25 protein-coding genes are annotated in these 22,540 nt (G+C 40.4%); 1 reads left to right on the top strand and 24 read right to left on the bottom strand.

What is annotated here, in order from left to right:
• Nucleotides 1-59 precede the first annotated feature (59 nt).
• From dprA to smc, 18 genes are all read right to left on the bottom strand, one after another.
• The gene (dprA, locus tag GHD25_RS05880; RefSeq protein ID WP_240452231.1) at nucleotides 60-956 is read right to left on the bottom strand and encodes a DNA-processing protein DprA; all 897 of its coding nucleotides are present in this window, start codon (nucleotides 954-956) and stop codon (nucleotides 60-62) included.
• A gap of 82 nt (nucleotides 957-1,038) precedes the next feature.
• Complete coding sequence (sucD, locus tag GHD25_RS05875) at nucleotides 1,039-1,941, bottom strand: succinate--CoA ligase subunit alpha (protein WP_164215448.1); 903 nt, start codon at nucleotides 1,939-1,941, stop codon at nucleotides 1,039-1,041.
• Nucleotides 1,942-2,064: 123 nt separating this feature from the next.
• The gene (gene sucC / locus GHD25_RS05870; RefSeq protein WP_164215447.1) at nucleotides 2,065-3,225 is read right to left on the bottom strand and encodes an ADP-forming succinate--CoA ligase subunit beta; all 1,161 of its coding nucleotides are present in this window, start codon (nucleotides 3,223-3,225) and stop codon (nucleotides 2,065-2,067) included.
• Nucleotides 3,226-3,412: 187 nt separating this feature from the next.
• The gene (locus tag GHD25_RS05865; protein ID WP_164215446.1) at nucleotides 3,413-3,691 is read right to left on the bottom strand and encodes an EscU/YscU/HrcU family type III secretion system export apparatus switch protein; all 279 of its coding nucleotides are present in this window, start codon (nucleotides 3,689-3,691) and stop codon (nucleotides 3,413-3,415) included.
• A complete protein-coding gene (locus GHD25_RS05860; protein WP_164215445.1) occupies nucleotides 3,688-5,427 on the bottom strand; it encodes a hypothetical protein in 1,740 nt (579 codons plus the stop codon). The genes GHD25_RS05865 and GHD25_RS05860 overlap by 4 nt, the downstream gene beginning before the upstream one ends.
• 18 nt (nucleotides 5,428-5,445) lie before the next feature.
• Nucleotides 5,446-6,213, bottom strand: a complete 768-nt coding sequence (locus tag GHD25_RS05855) for a ribonuclease HII (protein WP_164215444.1) — start codon at nucleotides 6,211-6,213, stop codon at nucleotides 5,446-5,448.
• A 148-nt stretch (nucleotides 6,214-6,361) separates the two neighbouring features.
• Nucleotides 6,362-7,210, bottom strand: a complete 849-nt coding sequence (ylqF, locus tag GHD25_RS05850; protein ID WP_164215443.1) for a ribosome biogenesis GTPase YlqF — start codon at nucleotides 7,208-7,210, stop codon at nucleotides 6,362-6,364.
• Between the two features lie 7 nt (nucleotides 7,211-7,217).
• Nucleotides 7,218-7,775 carry a signal peptidase I gene (lepB, locus tag GHD25_RS05845; protein ID WP_164215442.1) on the bottom strand — a complete coding sequence of 186 codons (558 nt, stop codon included), beginning with the start codon at nucleotides 7,773-7,775 and terminating at the stop codon, nucleotides 7,218-7,220.
• 345 nt (nucleotides 7,776-8,120) lie between these two features.
• Nucleotides 8,121-8,465, bottom strand: coding sequence for a 50S ribosomal protein L19 (gene rplS / locus GHD25_RS05840; RefSeq protein ID WP_164215441.1), 345 nt, complete (start codon nucleotides 8,463-8,465; stop codon nucleotides 8,121-8,123).
• Between the two features lie 130 nt (nucleotides 8,466-8,595).
• A complete protein-coding gene (trmD, locus tag GHD25_RS05835; RefSeq protein WP_164215550.1) occupies nucleotides 8,596-9,330 on the bottom strand; it encodes a tRNA (guanosine(37)-N1)-methyltransferase TrmD in 735 nt (244 codons plus the stop codon).
• Entirely contained in the window at nucleotides 9,330-9,845 is a 516-nt protein-coding gene (rimM, locus tag GHD25_RS05830) for a ribosome maturation factor RimM (protein WP_164215440.1), read from the bottom strand. The genes trmD and rimM overlap by 1 nt, the downstream gene beginning before the upstream one ends.
• Nucleotides 9,846-9,859: 14 nt before the next feature.
• Nucleotides 9,860-10,246, bottom strand: coding sequence for a YlqD family protein (locus tag GHD25_RS05825; protein WP_164215439.1), 387 nt, complete (start codon nucleotides 10,244-10,246; stop codon nucleotides 9,860-9,862).
• 95 nt (nucleotides 10,247-10,341) lie between these two features.
• Complete coding sequence (locus tag GHD25_RS05820) at nucleotides 10,342-10,569, bottom strand: KH domain-containing protein (RefSeq protein ID WP_164215438.1); 228 nt, start codon at nucleotides 10,567-10,569, stop codon at nucleotides 10,342-10,344.
• Between the two features lie 21 nt (nucleotides 10,570-10,590).
• Nucleotides 10,591-10,857: a 30S ribosomal protein S16 gene (gene rpsP, locus GHD25_RS05815; protein WP_164215437.1), complete on the bottom strand. Its 267-nt coding sequence runs from the start codon at nucleotides 10,855-10,857 to the stop codon at nucleotides 10,591-10,593.
• 225 nt (nucleotides 10,858-11,082) lie between these two features.
• Nucleotides 11,083-12,426, bottom strand: coding sequence for a signal recognition particle protein (gene ffh / locus GHD25_RS05810; protein WP_164215436.1), 1,344 nt, complete (start codon nucleotides 12,424-12,426; stop codon nucleotides 11,083-11,085).
• A gap of 13 nt (nucleotides 12,427-12,439) precedes the next feature.
• The gene (locus GHD25_RS05805; RefSeq protein ID WP_164215435.1) at nucleotides 12,440-12,763 is read right to left on the bottom strand and encodes a putative DNA-binding protein; all 324 of its coding nucleotides are present in this window, start codon (nucleotides 12,761-12,763) and stop codon (nucleotides 12,440-12,442) included.
• Nucleotides 12,764-12,840: 77 nt separating this feature from the next.
• Nucleotides 12,841-13,836 carry a signal recognition particle-docking protein FtsY gene (ftsY, locus tag GHD25_RS05800; protein WP_164215434.1) on the bottom strand — a complete coding sequence of 332 codons (996 nt, stop codon included), beginning with the start codon at nucleotides 13,834-13,836 and terminating at the stop codon, nucleotides 12,841-12,843.
• A 16-nt stretch (nucleotides 13,837-13,852) separates the two neighbouring features.
• The gene (gene smc, locus GHD25_RS05795) at nucleotides 13,853-17,419 is read right to left on the bottom strand and encodes a chromosome segregation protein SMC (protein ID WP_164215433.1); all 3,567 of its coding nucleotides are present in this window, start codon (nucleotides 17,417-17,419) and stop codon (nucleotides 13,853-13,855) included.
• A 275-nt stretch (nucleotides 17,420-17,694) separates the two neighbouring features.
• Between smc and GHD25_RS05790 the strand changes: the two genes are divergently transcribed.
• Nucleotides 17,695-17,916, top strand: a complete 222-nt coding sequence (locus GHD25_RS05790; RefSeq protein ID WP_164215432.1) for a DUF1128 domain-containing protein — start codon at nucleotides 17,695-17,697, stop codon at nucleotides 17,914-17,916.
• 247 nt (nucleotides 17,917-18,163) lie between these two features.
• Here GHD25_RS05790 and rnc read toward each other — a convergent pair whose 3' ends face one another.
• The 6 genes from rnc to fapR form a co-directional block, all read right to left on the bottom strand.
• Nucleotides 18,164-18,850 carry a ribonuclease III gene (gene rnc, locus GHD25_RS05785; RefSeq protein ID WP_164215431.1) on the bottom strand — a complete coding sequence of 229 codons (687 nt, stop codon included), beginning with the start codon at nucleotides 18,848-18,850 and terminating at the stop codon, nucleotides 18,164-18,166.
• Nucleotides 18,851-18,913: 63 nt separating this feature from the next.
• A complete protein-coding gene (gene acpP / locus GHD25_RS05780) occupies nucleotides 18,914-19,153 on the bottom strand; it encodes an acyl carrier protein (RefSeq protein WP_164215430.1) in 240 nt (79 codons plus the stop codon).
• Between the two features lie 77 nt (nucleotides 19,154-19,230).
• Nucleotides 19,231-19,971, bottom strand: coding sequence for a 3-oxoacyl-[acyl-carrier-protein] reductase (gene fabG, locus GHD25_RS05775; RefSeq protein ID WP_164215429.1), 741 nt, complete (start codon nucleotides 19,969-19,971; stop codon nucleotides 19,231-19,233).
• On the bottom strand, nucleotides 19,971-20,909 hold the full coding sequence (fabD, locus tag GHD25_RS05770) for an ACP S-malonyltransferase (RefSeq protein ID WP_164215428.1): 939 nt from the start codon (nucleotides 20,907-20,909) through the stop codon (nucleotides 19,971-19,973). The genes fabG and fabD overlap by 1 nt, the downstream gene beginning before the upstream one ends.
• A complete protein-coding gene (gene plsX / locus GHD25_RS05765; protein ID WP_164215427.1) occupies nucleotides 20,910-21,905 on the bottom strand; it encodes a phosphate acyltransferase PlsX in 996 nt (331 codons plus the stop codon). It lies immediately after the preceding gene.
• Nucleotides 21,902-22,483: a transcription factor FapR gene (fapR, locus tag GHD25_RS05760; protein WP_164215426.1), complete on the bottom strand. Its 582-nt coding sequence runs from the start codon at nucleotides 22,481-22,483 to the stop codon at nucleotides 21,902-21,904. The genes plsX and fapR overlap by 4 nt, the downstream gene beginning before the upstream one ends.
• Nucleotides 22,484-22,540: the final 57 nt, after the last annotated feature.

Below are 22,540 nucleotides of genomic sequence, written 5' to 3'. Positions count from 1 at the left end.
TATTCCTACTGTAATTGCATCTTTTTTTAAGCAGATTCATCACTTTTATCCCGGTTTTTTCATTTCTGATCTGCGTGTATTTGCTGAAAATGCTTTCCTGTTGCTTCCCAGTCCTCAGCAATATCAGTGGCTTGCTGAACCAGCTTGGCACCATCCTGAATCAAATTATTGCAGCCTGCGGTTTGGGGGATTAATGGGGACCCCGGAACAGCATAAACTTCTCTGCCTTGGTCCAGCGCCTGATCCACTGTAATTAATGTCCCGCTTTTTTCTGTTGCTTCTATGACAAGTGTAGCAAAACTCAGTCCGCTGATAATTCGATTTCTTTCGGGAAAATGATGTCTTTGAGGAGGGACAGAGGGAGGATATTCCGACACGGCAAGCCCATTTCTTACAATTTCTTTGTAAAGTAATATATTTTTTCTCGGGTAAATATGCTGAAAGCCCCCGCCAAGGACAGCTATTGTTTTCCCTTTGGAAAGGAGGGTAATTTGATGGGCATAACTGTCAATTCCACTCGCCATTCCGCTGACAATCAGCCAATCCGCTTTTACTAACGGCTCGATCATAACCTTTGTTTTTTCCATTGCCTCTTTGGATGGCTTCCTCGTTCCTATTACGCTGAGTGAAGGGATATGCTTTAAAAGACTGGCATCACCCAGTAAATACAAAACTATCGGGGGGTCTTTAATTGTTTTTAATTGGATAGGGTAATGCTGATCCAACAGGGTAACGATGCCATATTTTTTGGCATCCTCCTTTACATTTTGAATCAATTGCCTATTTCGCAGGTCATAGTATATGGATAAAGCAGTTTTTGTGGGGATAGATAAAAATGTTGCTAGTGCTTGCGGAGATAAGTGGTAGATTTCTTTTAATGAGGAATCCAGATCCATGATTTTATGGAGTCTTTTACGTGAAATGCCGCGGCATCTGGATAAATGAATTAGACGCATTTTGACTTCAGGCAGCGTAATCACTTCCTTTTATTATAGCGGTATAGGGAACCTGTAGAATGTTCCCTATACCCTAAATATTTTAATGTGTTTTACATTTCTCTTTCAAACCGTGTTTTTCCAGTGTATTTATCATGGTTTCACCCATTACTGCCGGGGTTTCTGCAACATCAATACCGCATTCTTTCATGATGCGTATTTTTTCATCAGCAGTACCTTTGCCCCCGGAAATAATCGCACCTGCATGACCCATTCTTTTTCCTGGAGGTGCAGTTGCTCCTCCGATGAAGCCTACTACAGGTTTTTTCATATTGGCTTTTACCCACTCTGCAGCTTCTTCTTCTGCAGTTCCGCCAATTTCCCCGATCATTATCACTGCTTCTGTTTCCGGATCATCGTTAAAAGCGCTCAGCACGTCGATGAAGTCTGTACCGTTAACAGGGTCGCCGCCGATTCCTACTGCAGTAGTCTGGCCATACCCTGCCTCGGAGAGCTGATGTACCGCTTCATATGTTAATGTGCCGGAACGGGAAACAACCCCGATATGTCCTTTTTTATGAATATAGCCCGGCATAATACCTATCTTGCTTTCATCAGCTGTAATAACTCCCGGGCAGTTAGGTCCTACCAATCGGGTTTTCTTCCCTTCCATATAACGTTTCACTTTTACCATATCCATAACAGGAATATGCTCTGTAATACAAATGGCAAGGTCGAGTTCCGCGTCAACCGCTTCCAGGATGGCGTCAGCTGCAAATGGTGCGGGTACATAAATGACAGAAGCAGTGGCCCCTGTTTGATCTACAGCTTCTTTTACTGTATTAAATACGGGGACACCTTCCACTTCTGTCCCGCCTTTTTTCGGGGTCACCCCGCCAACTATTTTTGTTCCGTATTCAAGCATTTGTTTTGTATGGAACCTGGCTGTACCGCCAGTAATGCCCTGGACAATTACTTTTGTATCTTTATTTACATATACACTCATTGTCTACCGTCCTTTCCTCATCAGCTTGCAAACCCGAAGTCTGCAGCATTCCGATTGTGATATCAGCCAAATCTATTATTTTTCATTCATGCATGCTTAATTTAAGAAAAGTGTACAGGAAAATTATTTTACAAGCGACACGATTTTCTCTGCACCATCTGCCATGGAACCGGCAGAAGTAATATTCAATCCGGATTCATCCAGAATCTTTTTGCCTAATTCCACATTGGTTCCTTCAAGACGAACTACAAGCGGTATTTCCAGTCCCACCTGTTTTGTTGCTTCCACGACACCTTCTGCAATCACATCACATTTCATAATCCCGCCGAAGATATTTACAAAAATACCCTTTACATTAGGATCAGACAGGATGATTTTAAATGCTTCCGTAACTTTTTCAGCTGTCGCACCACCGCCGACATCGAGGAAGTTTGCAGGGTCTCCGCCGTAATGCTTAATAATATCCATGGTAGACATGGCAAGACCTGCACCATTTACCATACATCCGATATTTCCATCAAGTGAAATATAGCTTAAATCATACTTGGATGCCTCAATTTCTTTTTCATCTTCTTCATCCAAATCACGCAGCTCCATTATATCCTTCTGACGGAATAATGCGTTATCATCGAAGTTTAATTTGGCATCCAACGCGAGAACTTCTCCGTCACCGGTTGTGACAAGCGGGTTAATTTCAGCGATAGAGCAGTCTTTTTCCACAAAGGCCTGGTATAAGCCTGTCATAAACTTCACTGCTTTTCCCAGCAGCTCATCGGGAATATTTATGTTAAATGCCAATCTTCTTGCCTGATAACCGGATAGACCTACAACCGGATCAATTACTTCCTTGAAGATTTTTTCCGGTGTAGCTTCTGCAACTTCTTCAATTTCAGTTCCGCCTTCTTCAGATGCCATCATAACGACCCGGGAAGTAGCCCTGTCAAGGACAACTCCAACATAATATTCTTTTTGAATGTCGCAGCCTTCTTCAATAAGCAGCCGCTTTACTTCTTTACCCTCCGGACCCGTCTGATGTGTTACCAGTGTTTTACCAAGTATTTCATCTGCGTATGTACGCACTTCATCCAGGCTTTTTGCCACTTTTACACCACCGGCTTTACCGCGGCCGCCTGCATGAATTTGTGCTTTTACTACTGTAACCGAACTTCCCAATTTTTTTGCAGCTTCTACAGCTTCATCCACTGTATAGGCAACATAACCATCAGGAACATTTACGCCATAGCTTCTTAAAATATCTTTTCCTTGATATTCATGAATGTTCATCACTAGTCCTCCTAACAATTTTACTGCATTTCCATTGTATTAAAAAAAAGCAAATACCACAAGAATAATAGAAGTTTGCTGTCAGAATTTTGTCGAATTTTTTCTTGTTTTGTTGTACTAACGCGCTGTTCACAAGGTATGGATTTCTCATTGCAGTAAAACGATGCGGGAGCTTTTCTGCCGCACGTTAATCATTCTGTTTCTCCAACTGCCGGTCTGCGCGGTAAATAAAAGCAAATACTTCGGCAACTGCCTGATACAATTCTTCGGGAATCGATTCATTTATATTTAAAGCTGCCAGCAACTCCATAAGTGAAGCATCCTCAATTACAGGAATATTATTTTCTTTAGCATTTTCCAATATCTGATCGGCAATCATTCCCCTGCCTTTTGCAGCAACAAATGGGGCTGAGTTCCTTTTATGATCATATTTTAATGCTGCTGCCTTTTTCTGTTTTTCTTTCATATCCGGTAGTCAACTCCCTGTGTCATCTGCTGGTCCGGGAATACTTTTCTGTTTTGTTGTTCCAATTTATGCAATTTACGGTATTGTACAATGGAAAGCTGATAATTCAAATGCTCCAGTCCGCTTTTTAACATCGTTTTAAAATTGCCAAAAATTTCTCCAGGATTATCTGCGTCGTTATATACCGTAATGGTAACTGCCCGTTTTTGAACATGCATATCCACCAAAGTCTCGTGTAAATTTTCCAGATGTAAATCAAATACAATACGGCAATGTTCTGGATTGATTTGGCCGGATTCCGTTTTTCTGCTCTCAAATTCAAGATTAATATCTTTTAATAATCCAAGCTTTTGACCGGGGATTTGCAGGCTGATATGCAGAAAACCGTTTGTTTCGTGAACAGAACTAAGCTGCAGTCCATGAATAAAATGCAGAAACTGGGCCGCCTGTTCCTGAACCCTTCCGCTGCCCGAGGACATTAATTGTAACAGCATTCCTTTTAATGACGGATCCGGGGATATTCTGTCAGTGGCTATTTGATTTTCATAATCCATACCGCTTGCCGTTAACCAGTGTTTCAGATGCATCAGGAATTGATCTTTCGGTGGTGCCTGAAGGAAAGTGTTTCCGGTTTTTATTTGATTTAGCAGCTTTTCTGAATTTGCAGATGTGCTAATGCTGGACAGTGCTTTTGATATATGAAAAATCCTTTCCAGATCAGCAGGATGATTGTTTAAATTTTCCATGACTGATGACTTCCATAGTTTAGGTGAGAGTATTTGTAATATTTGCTGTTTTAATGTGCTAAATTCTTCTTTTGTCAAACCGGTATTATTTGCGATTGCTTCAGATAATTTCTTTCTCCACATTAGCAGGTTTTCCTCTCCCGCCTGTGTGAATGCAGCTTTTTGCTTGATTATTTGTTCCAGGCCCTGTAAGGCAGAAGACATTTTTATTGAAAAAGCGCTTTGCCCTGCTCCGGACGTATCATTGTTCCATGCTGATTTCCATGTGGAAAAATCTATTTTATCGTTGATCACACCGGTTAGTTGAAGTAGTGAAAATAAACCCTGGTTATTAACTTTTGCCTGTTTCGCAGATTCGGCAGTAAGCAATGCATATAGATTTTCCGGCCGTGTATGGAAACCTTCAAGCATCCGAAACAGATTGTTTCCCAGCTCCTTTTCATTTGCTGAAGACAGCATCGCCTGCATTTGCCGGGAAATATCTGATGTTTGCATTGAATGTATAGCTCTTAACACAGCATTTGTTACCGGCAGTTTATATGTAATCATTTGCTGCAGCAGCTGTATTGCTGTATTTTTGCTTACTGCACGATCCAGCAATGATATGGCATTTGCTATATCCTTTTTATCAAAAGGGATCGACTTTTGTATTAAGCCATTAACTAGATCAATATTACCTTTTGTCCCTTTAAATCCAAGCTGCTGCAGCAATGTTTCTGCATTCAATTTATTTTCATTTTTCAATGGTTTTCCGAGAACCTGTAAATGGAGCAGATGATCCGTGCTTTTCACTTGAAAATGGTATCTTTCTCCAATGATCAGGGATGCCTCCAACTGGGCAATCATGGATCTGGAACCAAGTGTAATCCGGGCTTTATTACCTGGAAAGATTTTTACGATTTTGCCTTGCACAATTTGCCCAGGCTGTAATTGATTCATTTGATTGTTCAAATGATTCAGCCGGTCGCCTGATATTTGGTATATACTCAAGTAAAACAGCTCCTTTTATTATACAAGCTCTTTGATTGGAGCAAATGACCTCCGGTGATAAGGACTTATTCCATGTGCCTTAATCGATTGCAAATGGTGTTTTGTTCCGTAGCCCATATTTGATTTAAAATCATAGACAGGGTACTCATGATGTAGTTGCTGCATGATTCGGTCTCTTGTTACTTTGGCTAAAATACTCGCAGCAGCAATCGAAATGCTTTTTTCATCCCCTTTTATAATGGACTCCGAACTATATGGTAAATCAGGCAGTTTTACCGCATCTATTAATACATGATCAGGAGCGGGTTGGAGTTGGTTTATCGCATCACGCATTGCCAGTTTTGAAGCTTCATATATATTAAGTTCATCAATTCTCTGGCTGGGAATAATAGAAACCCCATAACTAACTGCTTCTTGTGTAATAATAGAATAAAACTTGTTTTTCGTTTTTTCATTTAACTGTTTGGAATCATTTAACCCAAGTAATTTCCAATTGGAAGGGAGAATTACAGCTGCTGCAACAATTGGCCCTGCAAGCGGTCCTCTCCCGGCTTCATCTGTTCCCGCAATATACTGGCAGCCATTTACATATCCTATTCTTTCAAAATGACACATTTTCTGAAACCGTTCTTCCAAATCCCTTTCTTTTTCTTTCTTTTTCTCATAACTTTGAACGAGCAGCTGAACCCCTTTTCGTTTATCCTTTTTCAAAGCTGCTATTTCTTTTTCCTGCAGTTTTTCTTTTTCCATATATTGTTTTATTTGTGATATCGTTTGATCTTTCATGCTAACACATGTCCCCCAATTATATCGGCATATCTTTTCTTCGCTTTAACTGATAGTGGTCCAATTCTTAATGGAGCATCATAATAAAAAACCCCGTCTCACTTATATCGTGGCACGGGTCAGACTCTCCTGTCCGGCTAATAAACCCTTAATTTTCCGGTGATTCCATCGTTATTTTACCAAGCTTGCCTGTACGAAGATCACGAAGCAGTAAGTCTGCAACTTTGTCAAAGTTGACATTTCCTCCGCTTTCCAATGCACCGCGTTTTTTTCCGATTTCTGTAAATATACCCCACATTTCTTTCGTATCCCGGTCCACCTCATATCTTTCTTCAAGCAAATCGGGATAGTTGTTTTGCAAATGGGTAATAACAAAGGCCGCAACATCTTGTAATGGCAACAATTGATCTTTTATCGTACCTATGGCAGCAAGGCGGTAAGCGACTAATTCCTCTTCAAATTTTGGCCAAAGTATACCTGGTGTATCCAATAATTCAAAGTCCTTTTTCACTTTAACCCATAGCTGCTGTCTGGTTATCCCTGGTTTATCACCTGTTTTAGCAATCTTTTTGTTTGCCAGCCGGTTGATCAAGGTGGATTTTCCTACATTGGGGATTCCGATCACTAACCCCCTTGCAGGTCTCGGCTGAATTCCCTTTTGCTTTAGCCGGTCCATTTTCTTTTGAGCCTGCTCCTTTGCCAATTGAATCACACGTTTTATATCTGCCTTTTCATTTACATTTATTGCAGCAGCAGGAATACCCTGCTTACTAAAGTAAGAAATCCATTCCTTTGTTATTTCAGGATCGGCAAGATCTTTTTTCATCAGTACCTTCATTTTTGTTTTGTTTGATACTGTTTTTTCCAACAGGGGATTATGGGAAGACAGGGGGGCTCTTGCATCAACGAGTTCCATCACAAAGTCGACTAGTTTTAATTTTTCCTCTATTCCCTTATTCGCCTTGGCCATATGGCCTGGAAACCATTGTATAGTCATATCTTACCTACTCTCTTAATATTTTCATCCGGTCCAGCGGCCAATAGATCAAATTTGTTTTTCCTACAATTTCCTCCATGGGAATTACCCCGATGGATCTGCTGTCCGTTGAGTTGGTTCTGTTGTCTCCTAATACCAATACATGCCCCTCCGGTATGACTTTATGTCTTCCCGGGAGTTCCTCCAGCGCAAAATCATTTGTTAAATGAAAAGGATTCATTTTCTGATTTATATCTGCTAAAAATGGCTCCTCTACTTCTTCCCCATTAATGTACAATATATTGTCCTTTACTTCCACATGCTCTCCTGGCAATCCGATTATGCGTTTGATAAAGTCCTTTTGAACAGAAGCATGAAAAACGACAATGTCAAAGCGTTCCGGCTCGCTTATATTATATGCGAATTTATTAACAATCATTTGATCGCCATCGTGCAGCGTAGGCAGCATGGATGGTCCATCCACTATAATTGGAGCAAAAAAGAACATACGGACAATTAGTGCCAATCCAAACGCCACCAATAATGCTTTTATCCAATCCAACCATTCACTTTCCCGTTTAACCATGTCGTTTCCCCCGTATATGTATATCTTCTTTTACTTAGTTTAAGCCAGTTCCATACTCCCATTCAACTATATTGGCATAACAGGAATGCTGCTGATACTTCATTTAGGCGACAACATTGGGATGTATTTGGAAGCCGGTGAAATAGCCTGTTTGCTGATGTGTTTTTTTTAGACGCCACCGCAGTCCATATCTTTTGAAAGAATGAGGAACCGCAGTATGGTAGTTCTATTTTTTAAAATGGGCCAAGTCGTCCGGTTGAATTCCAGTCTGTTCAAAATGAGCCAAGAAAAAAGAGCTTGTATTCAATACAAAGCTCCTTTCTCCCCAATTATCTTCTTAAATATTTATATACGTTCTTTAATACGTGCCGCTTTACCGCGCAGATTGCGTAAATAATATAGTTTTGCACGGCGAACAATACCACGGCGGGTTACTTCGATCTTGTCAACTCGCGGTGAATGTACCGGAAATGTACGCTCTATACCTACACCGTATGAAAGCTTTCTTACTGTAAATGTTTCACTGATGCCGCCGCCCTGGCGCTTAATTACAACACCTTCAAATACCTGAATACGTTCGCGTGTTCCTTCCACAACTTTCACGTGGACCTTAACAGTATCACCGGCGCGAAATTCGGGATGATCCGTACGAAGCTGGTCTTTTGTAACCTCTTCAATTAATTTTTGCATAATCGTTCACTCCTTCCAAACTAATGTTCTTATCATTAAATGACAGCGGAACATCGTTTATCCGGCTCAAAGCAATCACTTTAAGCACAACAATTAATATACCATAGTGAGGCTGTTTGTTCAACTAATGTCAGTAATTTTTTTTGATTTCTTCCAATAACTTTTCCTCTTCTTTATCCAAATCCAGGTTATTTAATAATTCAGGACGTCGCAGCCAAGTTCTTTTCAAGGATTCTCTCTTTCTCCATTTTTCAATTTTTGCATGATTGCCGGATAATAGAACATCCGGAACTTTCATTCCCCGAAATTCTGCAGGCCGAGTATAATGCGGATGTTCCAGTAAACCTGTTGAAAAAGAATCTTCCTTTGCAGATTGTTCATTGCCAAGCGCATCGGGCAGCAGTCTGATTACACTGTCGATTACAACCATGGCACCCAGTTCTCCTCCGGTTAATATATAATCACCAATGGAGATCTCATCTGCGGCAAGATTCTCCCTAATCCGTTCATCATACCCTTCATAATGGCCGCAAATAAAAATAAGATGTTCTTCTTCTGCCAACTCCTCCGCTTTTTTTTGATTATAGGGGAATCCCTGAGGAGTCATTAAAATAATTTTCGGTTCTTTCTCTGTATTTTCTTTGATGGATGCAACTGCATCAAAAACCGGCTGCGGGGTTAATACCATTCCTGCTCCACCGCCATATGGGTAATCATCCACTTTTTGATGTTTTTGATTGGAGTAATCCCGAAAGTTGACCAGGCTATAACTGAATTTTTCCTTCTCATGTGCCTTTTTTATAATAGAAGATTGAAATAAGCCGGAAATCATTTCAGGAAATAGCGTTAAAACATCAATATGCATCAATCCAACAATCCTTCCATTGGTTCAATAATAATTTTCTTTTTATTTATATGTATTTCCTTGACGACTTCTTCAATGAATGGGATGAGAATATCTTTCCCGTGAGACTGTTTCACAACCCAGACATCATTTGCTCCGGGAGATAGTATCTCTTTCACGAACCCTATTTCTTCTCCATTCAGCGTATACACGTCACATCCGATGATTTCGTGATAATAATATTCATTTTCCTCCAGTTCGGTAAGCTGGCTTTCTTCTATTTTTAAATTTAGCCCTTTCAGATGTTCGATATCATTTATATTATTGTAATTTTGGAATTTAAGCAGATCAAAACCTTTATGATGGCGATGACTTTCAATAGTCAGCTTTATGGGGTGATCATTTTTGCCTGCAGCAAATACTGTATTTCCGGGCTCAAATCGTTCTTCAAAATCTGTAATGCGCACAATTTTTACTTCCCCATGGATACCATGGGAATTTACAATTTTTCCAATATTAAACATCCGGTTATTCATCATTTCACCTGCCATTAATCAATTCGAATTACAATATCATCTTTTATTACGATGGCACCCTCAGTCATAATTTCCTTCCAATCGGAGCCTACGGAAACGTCTACAAGTGCCTCCATCTCCTTTTCAATAATTTCACTGCCCATTTCCAGCATATCCAGTTGCTCAATTTTAAAATCGGCAAGTTTTATTTTCTCTTTTCGCCTATTGATCTCCTGTTGGAACCGGTGTGCTATATCCTGCTTGGAAGCAGCCGATTTATTCTGCAGCTTTCTTTTTTCAAACAGCAATTGCTGGCATTCCTGTTCAAGGCGCATTTTATGGTTATGAAAATTTCTTTTCAATTTTAGCTTACTCTTCTCTGTGATAATTTGTTTGATTACAACCTTTTTTATTATCTTCATATTTGTTCCTCACTCTCATATAGCTTCTTTATACAGAGCGGAATTATATTGCATTCCCCGAGATGTGCAAAAGGGAAAGGAGGCTCCCTTTCCCTTTACATAATATCCAAATAAATACGCTTGTTTCCATCAGGTTTTGCTGCATATACAACCGTGCGGATCGCCTTGGCGATTCGGCCGTTTTTGCCAATGACCTTTCCCACATCTTCCTGATTAACTGTCAGGTGATAAACAATTTTTGATTCTTCTTCTCTTTCAGCTACGACAATATCTTCCGGATGATCAACTAATGAAGTGACAATGGTTTCAATTAAGGCTTTCATGTTATCACTCTACTTTATCACTTAGTTTTTTTGCTCGTGGAATTTTTTCATGATCCCTTCTTTGGAAAAAAGATTGCGTACAGTATCACTTGGTTTTGCACCATTTTTCATCCAATCAAGCGCTTTTTCTTCATCTATTTTAACTTCAACCGGATTTACGACAGGGTTATAAGTCCCAATCTGTTCAATAGAACGTCCATTGCGCGGTGCGCGTGAATCTGCCACTACAATACGGTAGAAAGGGTTTCTTTTTGACCCCATGCGTTTTAAACGGATTTTAACTGCCATGTATTTACACCTCCAATAATTAATATTTCTTTGGAAAACTTGAACTTCCGGCACACTAAGTATTGACTCATCACCTGGCCGCTTATGCCGGAAGAAAGTTTTATATTTTCTTTCCTGCCAAGTTTAGATTTTAACAGAAACCGGGATGTCTGTAAAGTGTTTTTCCATTACAACATAGTATAAGGTCCAAATTAACTGCTCCGGCTGTCTTTAATCGGTTTGCCGTTACATGAAAGGCAGGTTCATGCCTTTACCTTTCTTGCCCTTTTGCATATTTGTCATCTGTTTCATCATTTTCTTCATTTCATCAAATTGTTTTAATAAACGGTTGACCTGTGAAACGGATGTACCTGATCCTTTAGCAATCCGCTTCTTGCGGCTGGCATTCATAATACTCGGGTCCTGCCGTTCTTTCTTTGTCATGGACTGGATGATTGCTTCTACATGAACGAGCTGCTTTTCATCAATTTGAGCATTTTTCAGCCCTTTCATTTTGTTGGCACCCGGGATCATTGCCATTAAATCATCCAAAGGCCCCATGCTTTTAACCTGACCCATTTGTTCCAGAAAGTCATCAAATGTGAACGACATGGTACGCATTTTATCTTCCAGCTCTTTTGCTTTTTTCTCATCTACATTTGTCTGTGCTTTTTCAATTAATGAAAGCACATCACCCATGCCAAGTATTCTAGATGCCATTCTTTCCGGATGAAAAGCTTCAAGCTCATCCAGTTTCTCACCCATACCTGCAAATTTAATCGGTTTATCCGTGACAGCCTTGATGGATAGTGCTGCACCACCGCGTGTATCCCCGTCAAGCTTGGTTAATACAACCCCGGTGATGTCCAGCTGTTCATTAAAGCTCTCGGCAACGTTCACGGCATCCTGCCCTGTCATCGCATCTACAACGAGGAAAATCTCATGCGGATTTACCGTATTTTTAAGCTGTTCCAATTCATCCATTAGTTCACTATCAAGATGCAGACGGCCGGCTGTATCAATAATGACGTAATCATGATGTTCTTCTTTCGCTTTCTCCAATGCTTTCTCAGCAATTTCAACCGGGTTTGTATCGGTTCCCATGGAAAAAACCGGCATATTCAGCTGCTGGCCAAGTGTCTCCAGCTGTTTAATTGCGGCTGGGCGGTAAACGTCGCAGGCAACGAGAAGTGGAGAACGATTATATTTCTTGCGCAATAAGTTTGCAAGCTTGCCTGTGGTGGTCGTTTTTCCCGCACCCTGAAGACCTGCCATCATAACGACGGTGGGAGGCCGATCAGCTGTTGCAATTTTACTGTGTTCCCCGCCCATCAGCTCGGTAAGTTCTTCCTTCACTACTTTAATAACCTGCTGACCGGGGGTAAGGCTTTCCATCACTTCCTGACCGACAGCACGTTCCTTAATACGCTTGATTAAATCCTTCACTACTTTAAAGTTTACATCGGCTTCAAGTAATGCAAGACGTACTTCCCTTGTCATTTCTTTTACGTCCTGCTCAGAAACCTTGCCCTTACCTGTAATTTTCTTAATTGTTCCCTGCAGGCGTTCGGCTAATCCTTCAAATGCCATAGAAGGTTTCCCCCTAATCCAATTCTTTTAATTGCTTTATTTTATCCGTTACAGAACGGTCTTCTTCCTGTAGAAGGTCTTCCAGCTGTTCAATCAGTGACACCCGCTGCTGAAATTTATCATATAAACATAGCTTATTCTCGTAATCCTCAAGCATGGCTTCGGTTCTTTTTATGTTGTCATAAACCGCTTGCCGTGAAACGTTTAACAGCTCTGATATTTCACCCAACGAGTAATCCTCCAAATAATAAAGTTCCATATAATTCCGTTGTTTGGGTGTAAGCAATGTCTGATAAAAATCAAACAAATAATTCATTCTCGTCGTTTTTCCGAGCAATCTATACACCCCTTGTTAAGTGAAATTACTTTACGTTTGATTCTAAAGATAAGAAGATTCTTTGTCAAGCGGGCTATCTATTCTTCCTCTTCAAGTATATCCGCAAATAGTCCGTATACAAAAGCATGCGCATCAAATCGCTGCAGATCAGTGATTTTTTCCCCGAGACCTGCATATTTAACAGGAATATTTAATTCATTACGGATTGCCAGGACAATTCCCCCTTTTGCAGAACCATCCAGTTTTGTTAATACAATCCCTGTAACGTTCGTTGCATCGGAAAATGTCTTGGCTTGATTTAAAGCGTTTTGGCCTGTTGTTGCATCCAGAACAAGGAGCACTTCATGCGGAGCACCTGGAATTTCCCTTTCAATGACGCGTTTTACTTTTGCCAGCTCATTCATCAGATTGACTTTGTTTTGCAGCCTGCCTGCCGTATCGCAAATTAAAACATCTGCCTTCCGGGACTTTGCAGCTTTTATCCCGTCAAATATAACCGCCGCCGGGTCGCTTCCGGCACCTTGTTTAATTACGTCAACACCGGCTCTCTCCCCCCATACTTCCAGCTGTTCGATGGCACCTGCACGAAATGTATCGCCCGCTGCCAGCACAACATCTTTGCCATCCTGCTTCAACTGGTGTGCCAGCTTTCCAATCGATGTGGTTTTACCGACACCATTTACACCGACGACAAGAATTACAGAGAGCTGGTCTTTCTGAATATTTAATTGCTCAATTTCCTCATCATCATCACCATAATATATCTCTACCAGTTTTTCTGAAATGACTTCCTTCACTTCTTGAGTATCCTTTATATTTTGCCGCTTTACTTCCATTTTCAGTTCATCAATTAAATCCATTACGGTCATTACACCGACATCCGCTGTGATAAGAACTTCTTCCAGCTCTTCAAAGAAATCTTCATCCACTTTGCGGTAGCGGGCAATTAAGTCGTTGATCTTTCCGGAAAATGAACTCCTCGTCTTTTTCATTCCTTCTTTATATTTCTCAGATACTTCCTCGTTTTCCTCGTTTTGTTTAAATCTATTTTTTAATTTATCCATAAAACCCATGTTCGTGTCCTCCTTATTACCCGATTAATTCTTTCGTATCTTCCAGCCTTACGGAAACCAGACGGGAAACTCCTGCTTCCTGCATGGTAACACCGTATAACACATCCGCTTCCTCCATTGTCCCTTTTCTGTGTGTAATGACAATAAATTGTGTATCTTCACTATGAAATTTGACATATTCGGCAAACCGTACTACATTCGCCTCGTCCAGTGCTGCTTCTACCTCATCCAGCACACAGAAGGGCACAGGCCTTACACGCAGGATCGAAAACAGCAGTGCAATTGCAGTTAAAGCACGTTCCCCGCCGGAAAGCAAACCGAGATGCTGCAGTTTTTTTCCCGGCGGCTGTGCAATTATTTCCACACCTGTGTCAAGCAGTTTTGATGGGTCGGTCAATTTTAACTCTGCATGGCCGCCGCCGAAAAGCTGGTAAAACACGTTTTTAAATTCCTCTTTAATTTGAGTAAAAGTCTCATCAAACCGCTTTTCCATTTCTTCATCCATTTCAGCAATAATTGCATACAGCGTTTCTTTTGCCTCCACTAAATCCGTTTTTTGTTCAATTAAAAATGCCAGCCTTTCCTTAATTCGCTCATATTCTTCTATTGCTCCCAGATTAACAGTGCCAAGCTGTTCTATCCTTTGTTTCAGGTCATTTACATTTATTTTGGCAGCTTCCATATCTTCTGCTTTTGTATAGGTCAGCTGTGCTTTTTCAAATGTCATGGTATATTCCGTTTGCAGATGGGACAACCGGTTTTCCAAATCGACATCAAGCCGGTTCGTCTTTACTTCTTTTTGCTGGATCTTTTTTTGGAAAGCTTGGTGGTTTTTATTTTCTTCTTTTAGTTCTCTTTCCTGGTCCTGCAATAATTGTGATCGTTCTGCACGCTGGGAACGCTTATCCTGTATGGAATAAGTCAAATCCTGCTTTTCATTTTTCTTTAGGGAAATCCTTTCTTCTATTTCCTCTATTGTTTCTTCTTTTTCATGTATTGTCTTTAATTCTTCCAAATCATTCGTGTATTTTTGATATTGCATATTCAGTTCATTCAGCTGTGCCTGATTAGCATCTGTTTTTTCCTGCTGGGCCTTTAACCTTTCATCCAGTTCAGCAAGGGTTACTTGTTCTTTGTGAAAATCGTGCTGTAACTGCTCATAATTCTTTTTAAATTCTTCTTCCTGATTTGACAATCTTTCAATATTTTCTTCAATGGATGCTAATGTATGTTTCATTTCTTTCAGGTTATTCGATAATGCTTGATCTCTTCCGGTTAATTGTTCACTTTCTTCTTCAAACTGATTCTTTTCCTGTTCATATAATTTTATATTCTCCATCAGGGACTCTTTTTTCATTCTTATATCGGCATAATTGGACCGCATCTCCTGTAATTCTTGTTCCAGAGGCGGGATATTGGCTTCCTCCGCTTTAAGCAAATGGTCCAGTTCGGAAATTTTAGTTTCTCTAGTTTTCAGCTTTTCTTCAAATGAATGTATATTTCGTTTATAATCTGTCAGTTTCTCCGTTATTTCAGTCAAATCTTTTTCACGGGTAAAGAGGGAAGATTGGTTTGATTTTTTTCTGGCGCCGCCGCTCATTGCCCCTCCCGGACTTACCACATCACCATCAAGTGTAACAATACGGTATTTACGCATAACGATTTTGGCTATATGATTTGCATCTTTTAACGATTTTGCAATGATCACATTGCCTGCCAGGTGGTTCATTGCCTTCTTGTATAAACTATTTGTTTGAACCAGCTCTGAAGCAATTCCTATAAAACCCGGATGCCCCTCGACTTGCGATATTATATTCCCCGGAATCCTGCGCTCCTGAAGGGAGACAAGCGGAAGAAAAGTAGCTCTTCCATTATTCGTTTTCTTCAGCCAGGATATTGCCTTTCTGGCAGTCTCATCATTATTTACAATGATATGCTGTGCCTGCCCTCCCAGCGTTGTTTCAATTGCCGAAAGATATGCTTTCGGCACATCTATAAGCTCAATGACTGCGCCGTAAATGTGATTCAGCTGTTTTTCATCTCTGGCTTTCAGAACTGCCTTGACTCCCTGAAAATAACCATGGAAGTCATCTTTCAATTCTTTTAGCATTTCCTTTCTGGCACTAAGTTTTTCAATATATTGATAACCCTCATATAATTTTGCCTGGGCGGTTTGATACAGTTCCCTTTTCTCATCCAGTTCCTCTTTCAATCTTATGACGTCCGATTCCTTGTCTGAAAGAAGCGCTTCCTGTTTCTCAACATATTCTTTCACCCTGGCTTCTTTTTTGGTTAAATTCTCTTTAGATAAAAGCAGCTCATTAAATTTTCTCCTGTTGCTGTCTCTTTTGGCTTTCAGCTGATCTATTTGCTGTATGACGGACTGTTTTTCATTACGCATTGCAGCCTGTTGATTTAACTGCTCAATATATTCACTTTTAAGGTTTTCGATTTCATCAGAAATTTCATCTTCCCTTAACGACAGCATTTTTTCGAGTTCTTTTACTTTTTTTTGTGACTCCGTCTTTCCTTCCTTAAGATGGCTCAGCTTCTGATTTTCCTCTTTTATTACATGCTGCAGTTTTTCAATTTTTGCAGCACTTTCCTGCTGCTGGGATTGAAGTTTTTCCCTGTTTTCGGTTATATGCTTTGTCCGTTCATTAAACAGGTTTTTCTTTCCCTCCGATTTTTCCAGTTCTTCTGTAATCGTAACCAGCTTCGATTGAAGTACTGCAATTTCATCATCCAGCTTCTGTATTTCATTCCGTTCATTTTCCAAATTGGAGTCTTTTCTCTGAATCTTTGACTTCCAATTCATTTCTTCCATTTTTTCTTCTTCAAGCTCGTCCAATAATGTTTTCCATTCATGATGAAGCAATTCGATTTCAGCAATAAGGAGCGCTATTTCCTGTTCTTTCAATTTGTCTTTTAAGTCTAAGTACCTAGCAGCTGTTTCTGCCTGCTGCTCCAGGGGAGCTCTTTGCTGTTCAATTTCATAGATAATATCTTCCACCCTGTTTAAATTTTCCTGGGTTTCTTCCAACTTATATTCAGCTTTCTTTTTTCTTTGTTTGTATTTAAGAACACCGGCAGCTTCTTCAAAAATCGTTCGGCGTTCTTCCGCTTTGGAACTTAATATCTCTTCTACTTTTCCCTGACTGATAATGGAAAAAGCTTCCCGTCCCATACCCGAGTCCATAAATAAATCGACGATATCTTTTAATCGGCAGGGCTGCTTGTTTATAAAAAATTCACTCTCACCGGAACGGTAAACTCTTCTTGTCACACTGACTTCTGCATAATTCACAGCTAAATTTCCGTCCTGATTATCCAATGTCAATGTAACTTCAGCTACATTTAACGGCTTTCTCGAATCGCTTCCCTGAAATATAATGTCTTCCATTTTGGAACCGCGCAGCGATTTTGCCGACTGCTCTCCAAGCACCCAGCGAATCGCATCCGTTATATTGCTTTTGCCGCTGCCATTTGGACCTACTACAGCTGTAACCCCCGGCACAAAATCAACCCGGATTCGCTCAGCAAAAGATTTAAACCCAACACTTTCCAATTGTTTAAGATACATATTCATTCTCCTACTGAAAAAACAAATCTATTTCATTTCATGATTGTCATTGTTATCCTGTATATACTGCTTTATTTTATCATAAAGGGTGTAAAGGCGTATAGACACTAATGTACAATTATACACCGATTACATCTTTTCCGGACAATATTTTAAATGATGTTCGTTTGCAACAAATAAAATTAAATTAACTGTAGGGTAAGAAAGAAATTTGTGCTATCATAAAAAATAACTAGTTTAAAAAACACGATAAACGTTTAAAAAGAGGTGCTAGAATGAATTTGGAACAGCCTACAGAACAGAATATGAAAATAATACTGGAAGAATTAGCTGATCGATTGGGGGTAGCAAACCGCTCCTTAATGGACCCGGAAGATTATGATCTGGAAAAATATGATGAATTAAAACTCATGTATGAGATGATTATAAATAAAGGCAGCTTAAGTGCTTCGGAAACACAGGCATTTATAGAGGAATTGCGTTCTGTCCGGAAGTAATCCATATTTTTTTTAGAAGGCTGCTTTTAGCTCTATTACCCAGTGACCAGCGGGATAATTACGGCAGGGAGAACATTCAGCACAGCCCCGGCGGCTGATCCAGGCACAGTCCGTACGTCGCTAAACAGGCGCTTGCACTTTTATTCCTGAGGAAAAAACCATCATGGCTGTCATGTATGCAGTCTTTGATGGTTTTTTCTGTTAAAAAAGCTTCGTTCGCGGTACGCTCATTAAAGTATTTACCTGCTCAGGAATATTTATAACGATCCATCGCTTTTTTTGCAGCACGCTGTTCCGCTTCTTTTTTTGACTTCCCTTCCCCTGATCCTAAAACCCTGTCTTTGATCATAACCTGGGCTAAAAAAGTTTTCTCATGGGCAGGACCCTTCTCCTCGACAATTTGATAATCGACAGACTGCTTGCCGGACTGCTGCACCAATTCCTGAAGCTGTGTTTTATAATCCATCTCATGCGAAAAAGCACCGTCGGTTATTTTTGGGAATACATGCGATTCAAGGAACTCAAGGGCTTTGTCGAAGCCCTGATCCAAATAAACAGCGCCAAGAAAAGCTTCAAAAACATCTGCCAGTAAGGCTGGACGACTGCGGCCGCCCGTCTGTTCTTCCCCTTTTCCCAGTAAAATATATTCACCGAAATGAAGAGAAACAGCAAAGCTGTAAAGTGATGGTTCACAAACGATAGCTGCCCGCAATTTTGTCATTTCCCCCTCAGGCATATTTTTATGACTTCGGAACAGAAATTGGGATACACCCAATTCCAGCACGGCGTCTCCTAAAAATTCCAAACGCTCATTATCTGAAAAAGATTTACCACGATGCTCATTCACATAAGATGAATGGGTAAAAGCCTGTTTGATTAAAGCATGATTTTTAAATTTCATGTTAAACTGGTTTTCCAATTGCTGCATATTCATTTTACATTCACCTCCTGACAGCGAAGAAACAGAAAGTCCCGCTTTAGCGAGACTTTAAACATGTTAGCCCTGGGTGCTGTTTATGTAATCAACAGCGTCACCCACTGTATTGATTTTTTCTGCTTCTTCATCGGCAATTTCCATATCGAACTCGTCTTCCAGTTCCATGACAAGCTCCACTACGTCTAAAGAATCTGCTTCCAGATCATCCTTAAAAGACGCTTCCAATGTCACTTTTGATTCATCCACATCAAGACGATCTACAATAATACCTTTTACACGCTCAAACACATCATTTGCCATTCCATTCACCTCCCTTCAAGTAATATAAACTTTTTGGTTACATCATACAAGCCATAAATAAAATTGCTGTTCTTCTGTCACATTACCATGCCGCCATCGATGTGTAGCGTTTGTCCGGTAATATAATCGGAATCACTAGATGCAAGGAAGCGAACAGTTTTGGCAACATCCTCCGGCTGACCGAATTTTTCCAGCGGAATCATGGCCAGCATAGCCTGCTGCTGTTCTTCTGAAAGAGCATCTGTCATATCTGTGGATATGAACCCCGGTGCGACTGCATTAACCTGAATATTACGTGTGGCAAACTCTTTTGCGGTCGTTTTTGTCAAACCGATTACGCCGGCCTTTGCTGCGACATAATTTGCTTGTCCGGCATTTCCGCTCACACCGACGATGGAGGCAACATTCACTATTTTACCCGCCCTTTGCTTCATCATGTGCCTTGCAGCAGCTTTAGTGCATAAAAAGACACCCTTCAGATTTGTATTAATCACATGGTCAAAATCTTCCTCTTTCATTCTCATTATTAAGTTATCTTTATTTGCCCCTGCGTTATTAACAAGAATATCCACTGATCCGAATTCATTGATCACTTTTTTGATCATGGCTTTTACATCTGCTTCATCGGAAACATCGGCCTGTATTTTAATTGCTTTGACACCCAAATGCTCAATTTCTTCCACAACTTTCCGGGCTTTTTCTTCACTTCCCGCATAATTAACAGCAACATTGGCACCTTGTTTTGCAAGCTCCAATGCAATCGCTCTGCCAATCCCCCGGGACGAACCGGTAACAAGTGCATTTTTTCCTTTCAGCATCACGTTTCCTCCTTATTCCATCTTATAAACTCATTCAAGGAATCTATATCCTGGACGGCAAAAGTTTTCGTTCGTCTGTTAATCTTCTTGACCAGACCGCTTAATACTTTACCATTGCCAATCTCCACAAATGCATCCACTTCGCTTTCCATCATATTCCGTATGGACTCCTCAAATCGAACGGGTGAATATAATTGCTTAATTAATAAGTCCTTTATCTCTTTATGGTCCGTTACCGGTTGTGCGGAAACATTTGCATATACAGGAATGGATGCATCCCTGATCGTTACTTTATTTAGATGTTCTGCAAAAGCTTCATTTGCGGATTTCATTAATCTTGAATGAAAAGGACCGCTTACATTCAATGGAAGTACGCGCTTGGCACCTGCTTCCTTCAGCAAATCTTTTGCTTCTTCTATTCCTTCCTTGGCACCGGATATAACAATTTGACCAGGACAATTAATATTGGCCAGATCTACCGCACCGTTTTCTACTTTCTCAATTACACTTTCAATTTCACCTTGTTTCATTCCAAGTACAGCAGCCATGGTTCCCTGCCCTTTTGGAAATGCTTCTTCCATTAACTTCCCTCTTGTTGCAACGAGAGGTAATGCTTCCTCAAGTGATAAGGAACCTGCGGCAACCAGTGCGCTGTATTCTCCAAGGCTGTGGCCCACTGTCATCACAGGCTGAATTTCTTCTTTTAATAATAATGTATGTATTGCTATACTTGACAGAAGCAGCGCAGGCTGGGCATTTTCAGTTTCTGTCAATACATCAGCAGGACCTTCAAACATAAGCCTTGTTATATCTTTATTTAACAGCTGATTTGCTTCATCGTAAATACGCTTGATACTGGCATCCTGATGGTAAAAACTCTTTCCCATGCCAGGCTCCTGGGAACCTTGCCCGGGGAACATAAAAGCTAATTTTTTCATTTATTTCCCTCCATCCAATTTTTCCACTGTTTCCTTTATGGTTTCTGTTACATTATACTCCACCATGTGGGAAGCCTGTCTGATTGCATTATATAGTGCCCTTCTGTTTGATGAACCGTGGGCTTTAATTACAGGTGCTGCAAGTCCGAATAGTCCAGCACCGCCGTATTCTGAGTAGTCCAGCTTATTTTTCAATGTTTTCAAATCACTTTTCACCATTCCGGCAGCAATTTTGGTCTTCAATGAGGATGTAAAAGTTTCCTTTAATAAGGAAAACATGGTGGCTGCAGTTCCTTCAATTGTCTTTAATGCTATATTTCCGCTGAAGCCATCTGTGACAACTACATCTGCTGCCCCATCAAACAAATCCCTTGCTTCCACATTGCCGATAAAATTAATTGGTGCATTTTTCATCAGCGTAAATGCTTTTTTCGTTAATTCATTTCCTTTTCCATCTTCTGTCCCAACATTCAAAAGCCCTACGGTCGGATTGGCAATGGAACGCACTTTTTCTGTGTAGATAGACCCCATTAATCCATATTGCAATAAATGACTGGCTTTTGCTTCCACATTTGCTCCTACATCCAAAAGCAGAAAGCCTTTACCGTCAATGGTAGGGAGCGTGGGGCTTAAAGCTGGACGCTCAATTCCTGTTATTCTTCCAACCACAAATAAACCTGCACTCATTAATGCTCCCGTATTTCCGGCTGATATACATGCATCCACTTTATTTTCTTTTACAGCCTGCGCCATTAAGACCAGAGAGGCATTTTTCTTCCTTCTTACTGCCTTTACTGGTTCATCATCTGCCGTTATCACTTCATTGGTATGAACAATGTCCAGGTTTTTCTCATTTGTCACATATTGATCAATTTTATTTTCGTCTCCGTACAAGGTTATATGTAGATCATTCATTTCAGATAAGGCATCCATGGAACCAAGTACAATTTCTTTTGGGGCATGGTCCCCCCCCATAGCATCAATTGCTAATTTCATTTAACCTGCTCCTTTTTTCGTTCATTGGATTGATACATCTGGAACATCCCTGTAAACACTTTTTCCTGGTCCACAAAGCTGGTTACTTCGACCATTGTTAACCCTTTTGAATTTTTTCCCGTCACAGCCGCTTTAGCAACGACTCTTTCTCCTTCAGTAACCTGCCTTGTGAATTTCAGTTCTGATTTCACCGTCAAAGCCAGTTCATCGTTAATCACAGCTACAGCCAGTGAATTAGCCTGGGCAAATAAATGATGGCCGCGAGCAATTTTATTACGTGAAAAAACATGCTCTTTACCTATGTCCAAAATAGAGATGGCCCGATTGTCCAATTCCAAATCAATAATCTCCCCGATGACCTCTTCCAATGGTAAAGCTTTTACTGTCTCGTTCCACTGATTTGTTGCCACTGATTTAATTCTTTGCCGTAATTCCGGAATGGATAATTCCATTCTGTCCAGACGTATAGTCTGAATGCTCACATCAAATTTACTTGCCAGTTCCTCATCTGTGATAAAAGGCGTCTCTTCAATGGTAGCTTTTAATAATTGCTGACGTTCCGCTTTCGTTCTTTTCATATCAGACACCGTCCAACCATGATATATATTCTGTTTTAGCACTTGGTACTAATAGTA

The organism is Virgibacillus aidingensis (genome assembly GCF_010994035.1).
In the GTDB taxonomy this organism is placed as follows: domain Bacteria; phylum Bacillota; class Bacilli; order Bacillales; family Amphibacillaceae; genus Virgibacillus_N.
The sequence above is the reverse complement of the archived record's forward strand: the minus strand, read 5'-3'. Positions and strand labels throughout refer to the sequence as shown.

Bases quoted from the DNA above. Each gene is read 5' to 3' on its own strand.
- dprA (WP_240452231.1), bottom strand. From the start codon at position 956: ATGCGTCTAATTCATTTATCCAGATGCCGCGGCATTTCACGTAAAAGA.
- sucD (WP_164215448.1), bottom strand. From the start codon at position 1,941: ATGAGTGTATATGTAAATAAAGATACAAAAGTAATTGTCCAGGGCATT.
- sucC (WP_164215447.1), bottom strand. From the start codon at position 3,225: ATGAACATTCATGAATATCAAGGAAAAGATATTTTAAGAAGCTATGGC.
- GHD25_RS05865 (WP_164215446.1), bottom strand. From the start codon at position 3,691: ATGAAAGAAAAACAGAAAAAGGCAGCAGCATTAAAATATGATCATAAA.
- GHD25_RS05855 (WP_164215444.1), bottom strand. From the start codon at position 6,213: ATGAAAGATCAAACGATATCACAAATAAAACAATATATGGAAAAAGAA.
- ylqF (WP_164215443.1), bottom strand. From the start codon at position 7,210: ATGACTATACAATGGTTTCCAGGCCATATGGCCAAGGCGAATAAGGGA.
- lepB (WP_164215442.1), bottom strand. From the start codon at position 7,775: ATGGTTAAACGGGAAAGTGAATGGTTGGATTGGATAAAAGCATTATTG.
- rplS (WP_164215441.1), bottom strand. From the start codon at position 8,465: ATGCAAAAATTAATTGAAGAGGTTACAAAAGACCAGCTTCGTACGGAT.
- trmD (WP_164215550.1), bottom strand. From the start codon at position 9,330: ATGCATATTGATGTTTTAACGCTATTTCCTGAAATGATTTCCGGCTTA.
- rimM (WP_164215440.1), bottom strand. From the start codon at position 9,845: ATGAATAACCGGATGTTTAATATTGGAAAAATTGTAAATTCCCATGGT.
- GHD25_RS05825 (WP_164215439.1), bottom strand. From the start codon at position 10,246: ATGAAGATAATAAAAAAGGTTGTAATCAAACAAATTATCACAGAGAAG.
- GHD25_RS05820 (WP_164215438.1), bottom strand. From the start codon at position 10,569: ATGAAAGCCTTAATTGAAACCATTGTCACTTCATTAGTTGATCATCCG.
- rpsP (WP_164215437.1), bottom strand. From the start codon at position 10,857: ATGGCAGTTAAAATCCGTTTAAAACGCATGGGGTCAAAAAGAAACCCT.
- ffh (WP_164215436.1), bottom strand. From the start codon at position 12,426: ATGGCATTTGAAGGATTAGCCGAACGCCTGCAGGGAACAATTAAGAAA.
- ftsY (WP_164215434.1), bottom strand. From the start codon at position 13,836: ATGGGTTTTATGGATAAATTAAAAAATAGATTTAAACAAAACGAGGAA.
- smc (WP_164215433.1), bottom strand. From the start codon at position 17,419: ATGTATCTTAAACAATTGGAAAGTGTTGGGTTTAAATCTTTTGCTGAG.
- GHD25_RS05790 (WP_164215432.1), top strand. From the start codon at position 17,695: ATGAATTTGGAACAGCCTACAGAACAGAATATGAAAATAATACTGGAA.
- rnc (WP_164215431.1), bottom strand. From the start codon at position 18,850: ATGAATATGCAGCAATTGGAAAACCAGTTTAACATGAAATTTAAAAAT.
- acpP (WP_164215430.1), bottom strand. From the start codon at position 19,153: ATGGCAAATGATGTGTTTGAGCGTGTAAAAGGTATTATTGTAGATCGT.
- fabG (WP_164215429.1), bottom strand. From the start codon at position 19,971: ATGCTGAAAGGAAAAAATGCACTTGTTACCGGTTCGTCCCGGGGGATT.
- fabD (WP_164215428.1), bottom strand. From the start codon at position 20,909: ATGAAAAAATTAGCTTTTATGTTCCCCGGGCAAGGTTCCCAGGAGCCT.
- plsX (WP_164215427.1), bottom strand. From the start codon at position 21,905: ATGAAATTAGCAATTGATGCTATGGGGGGGGACCATGCCCCAAAAGAA.
- fapR (WP_164215426.1), bottom strand. From the start codon at position 22,483: ATGAAAAGAACGAAAGCGGAACGTCAGCAATTATTAAAAGCTACCATT.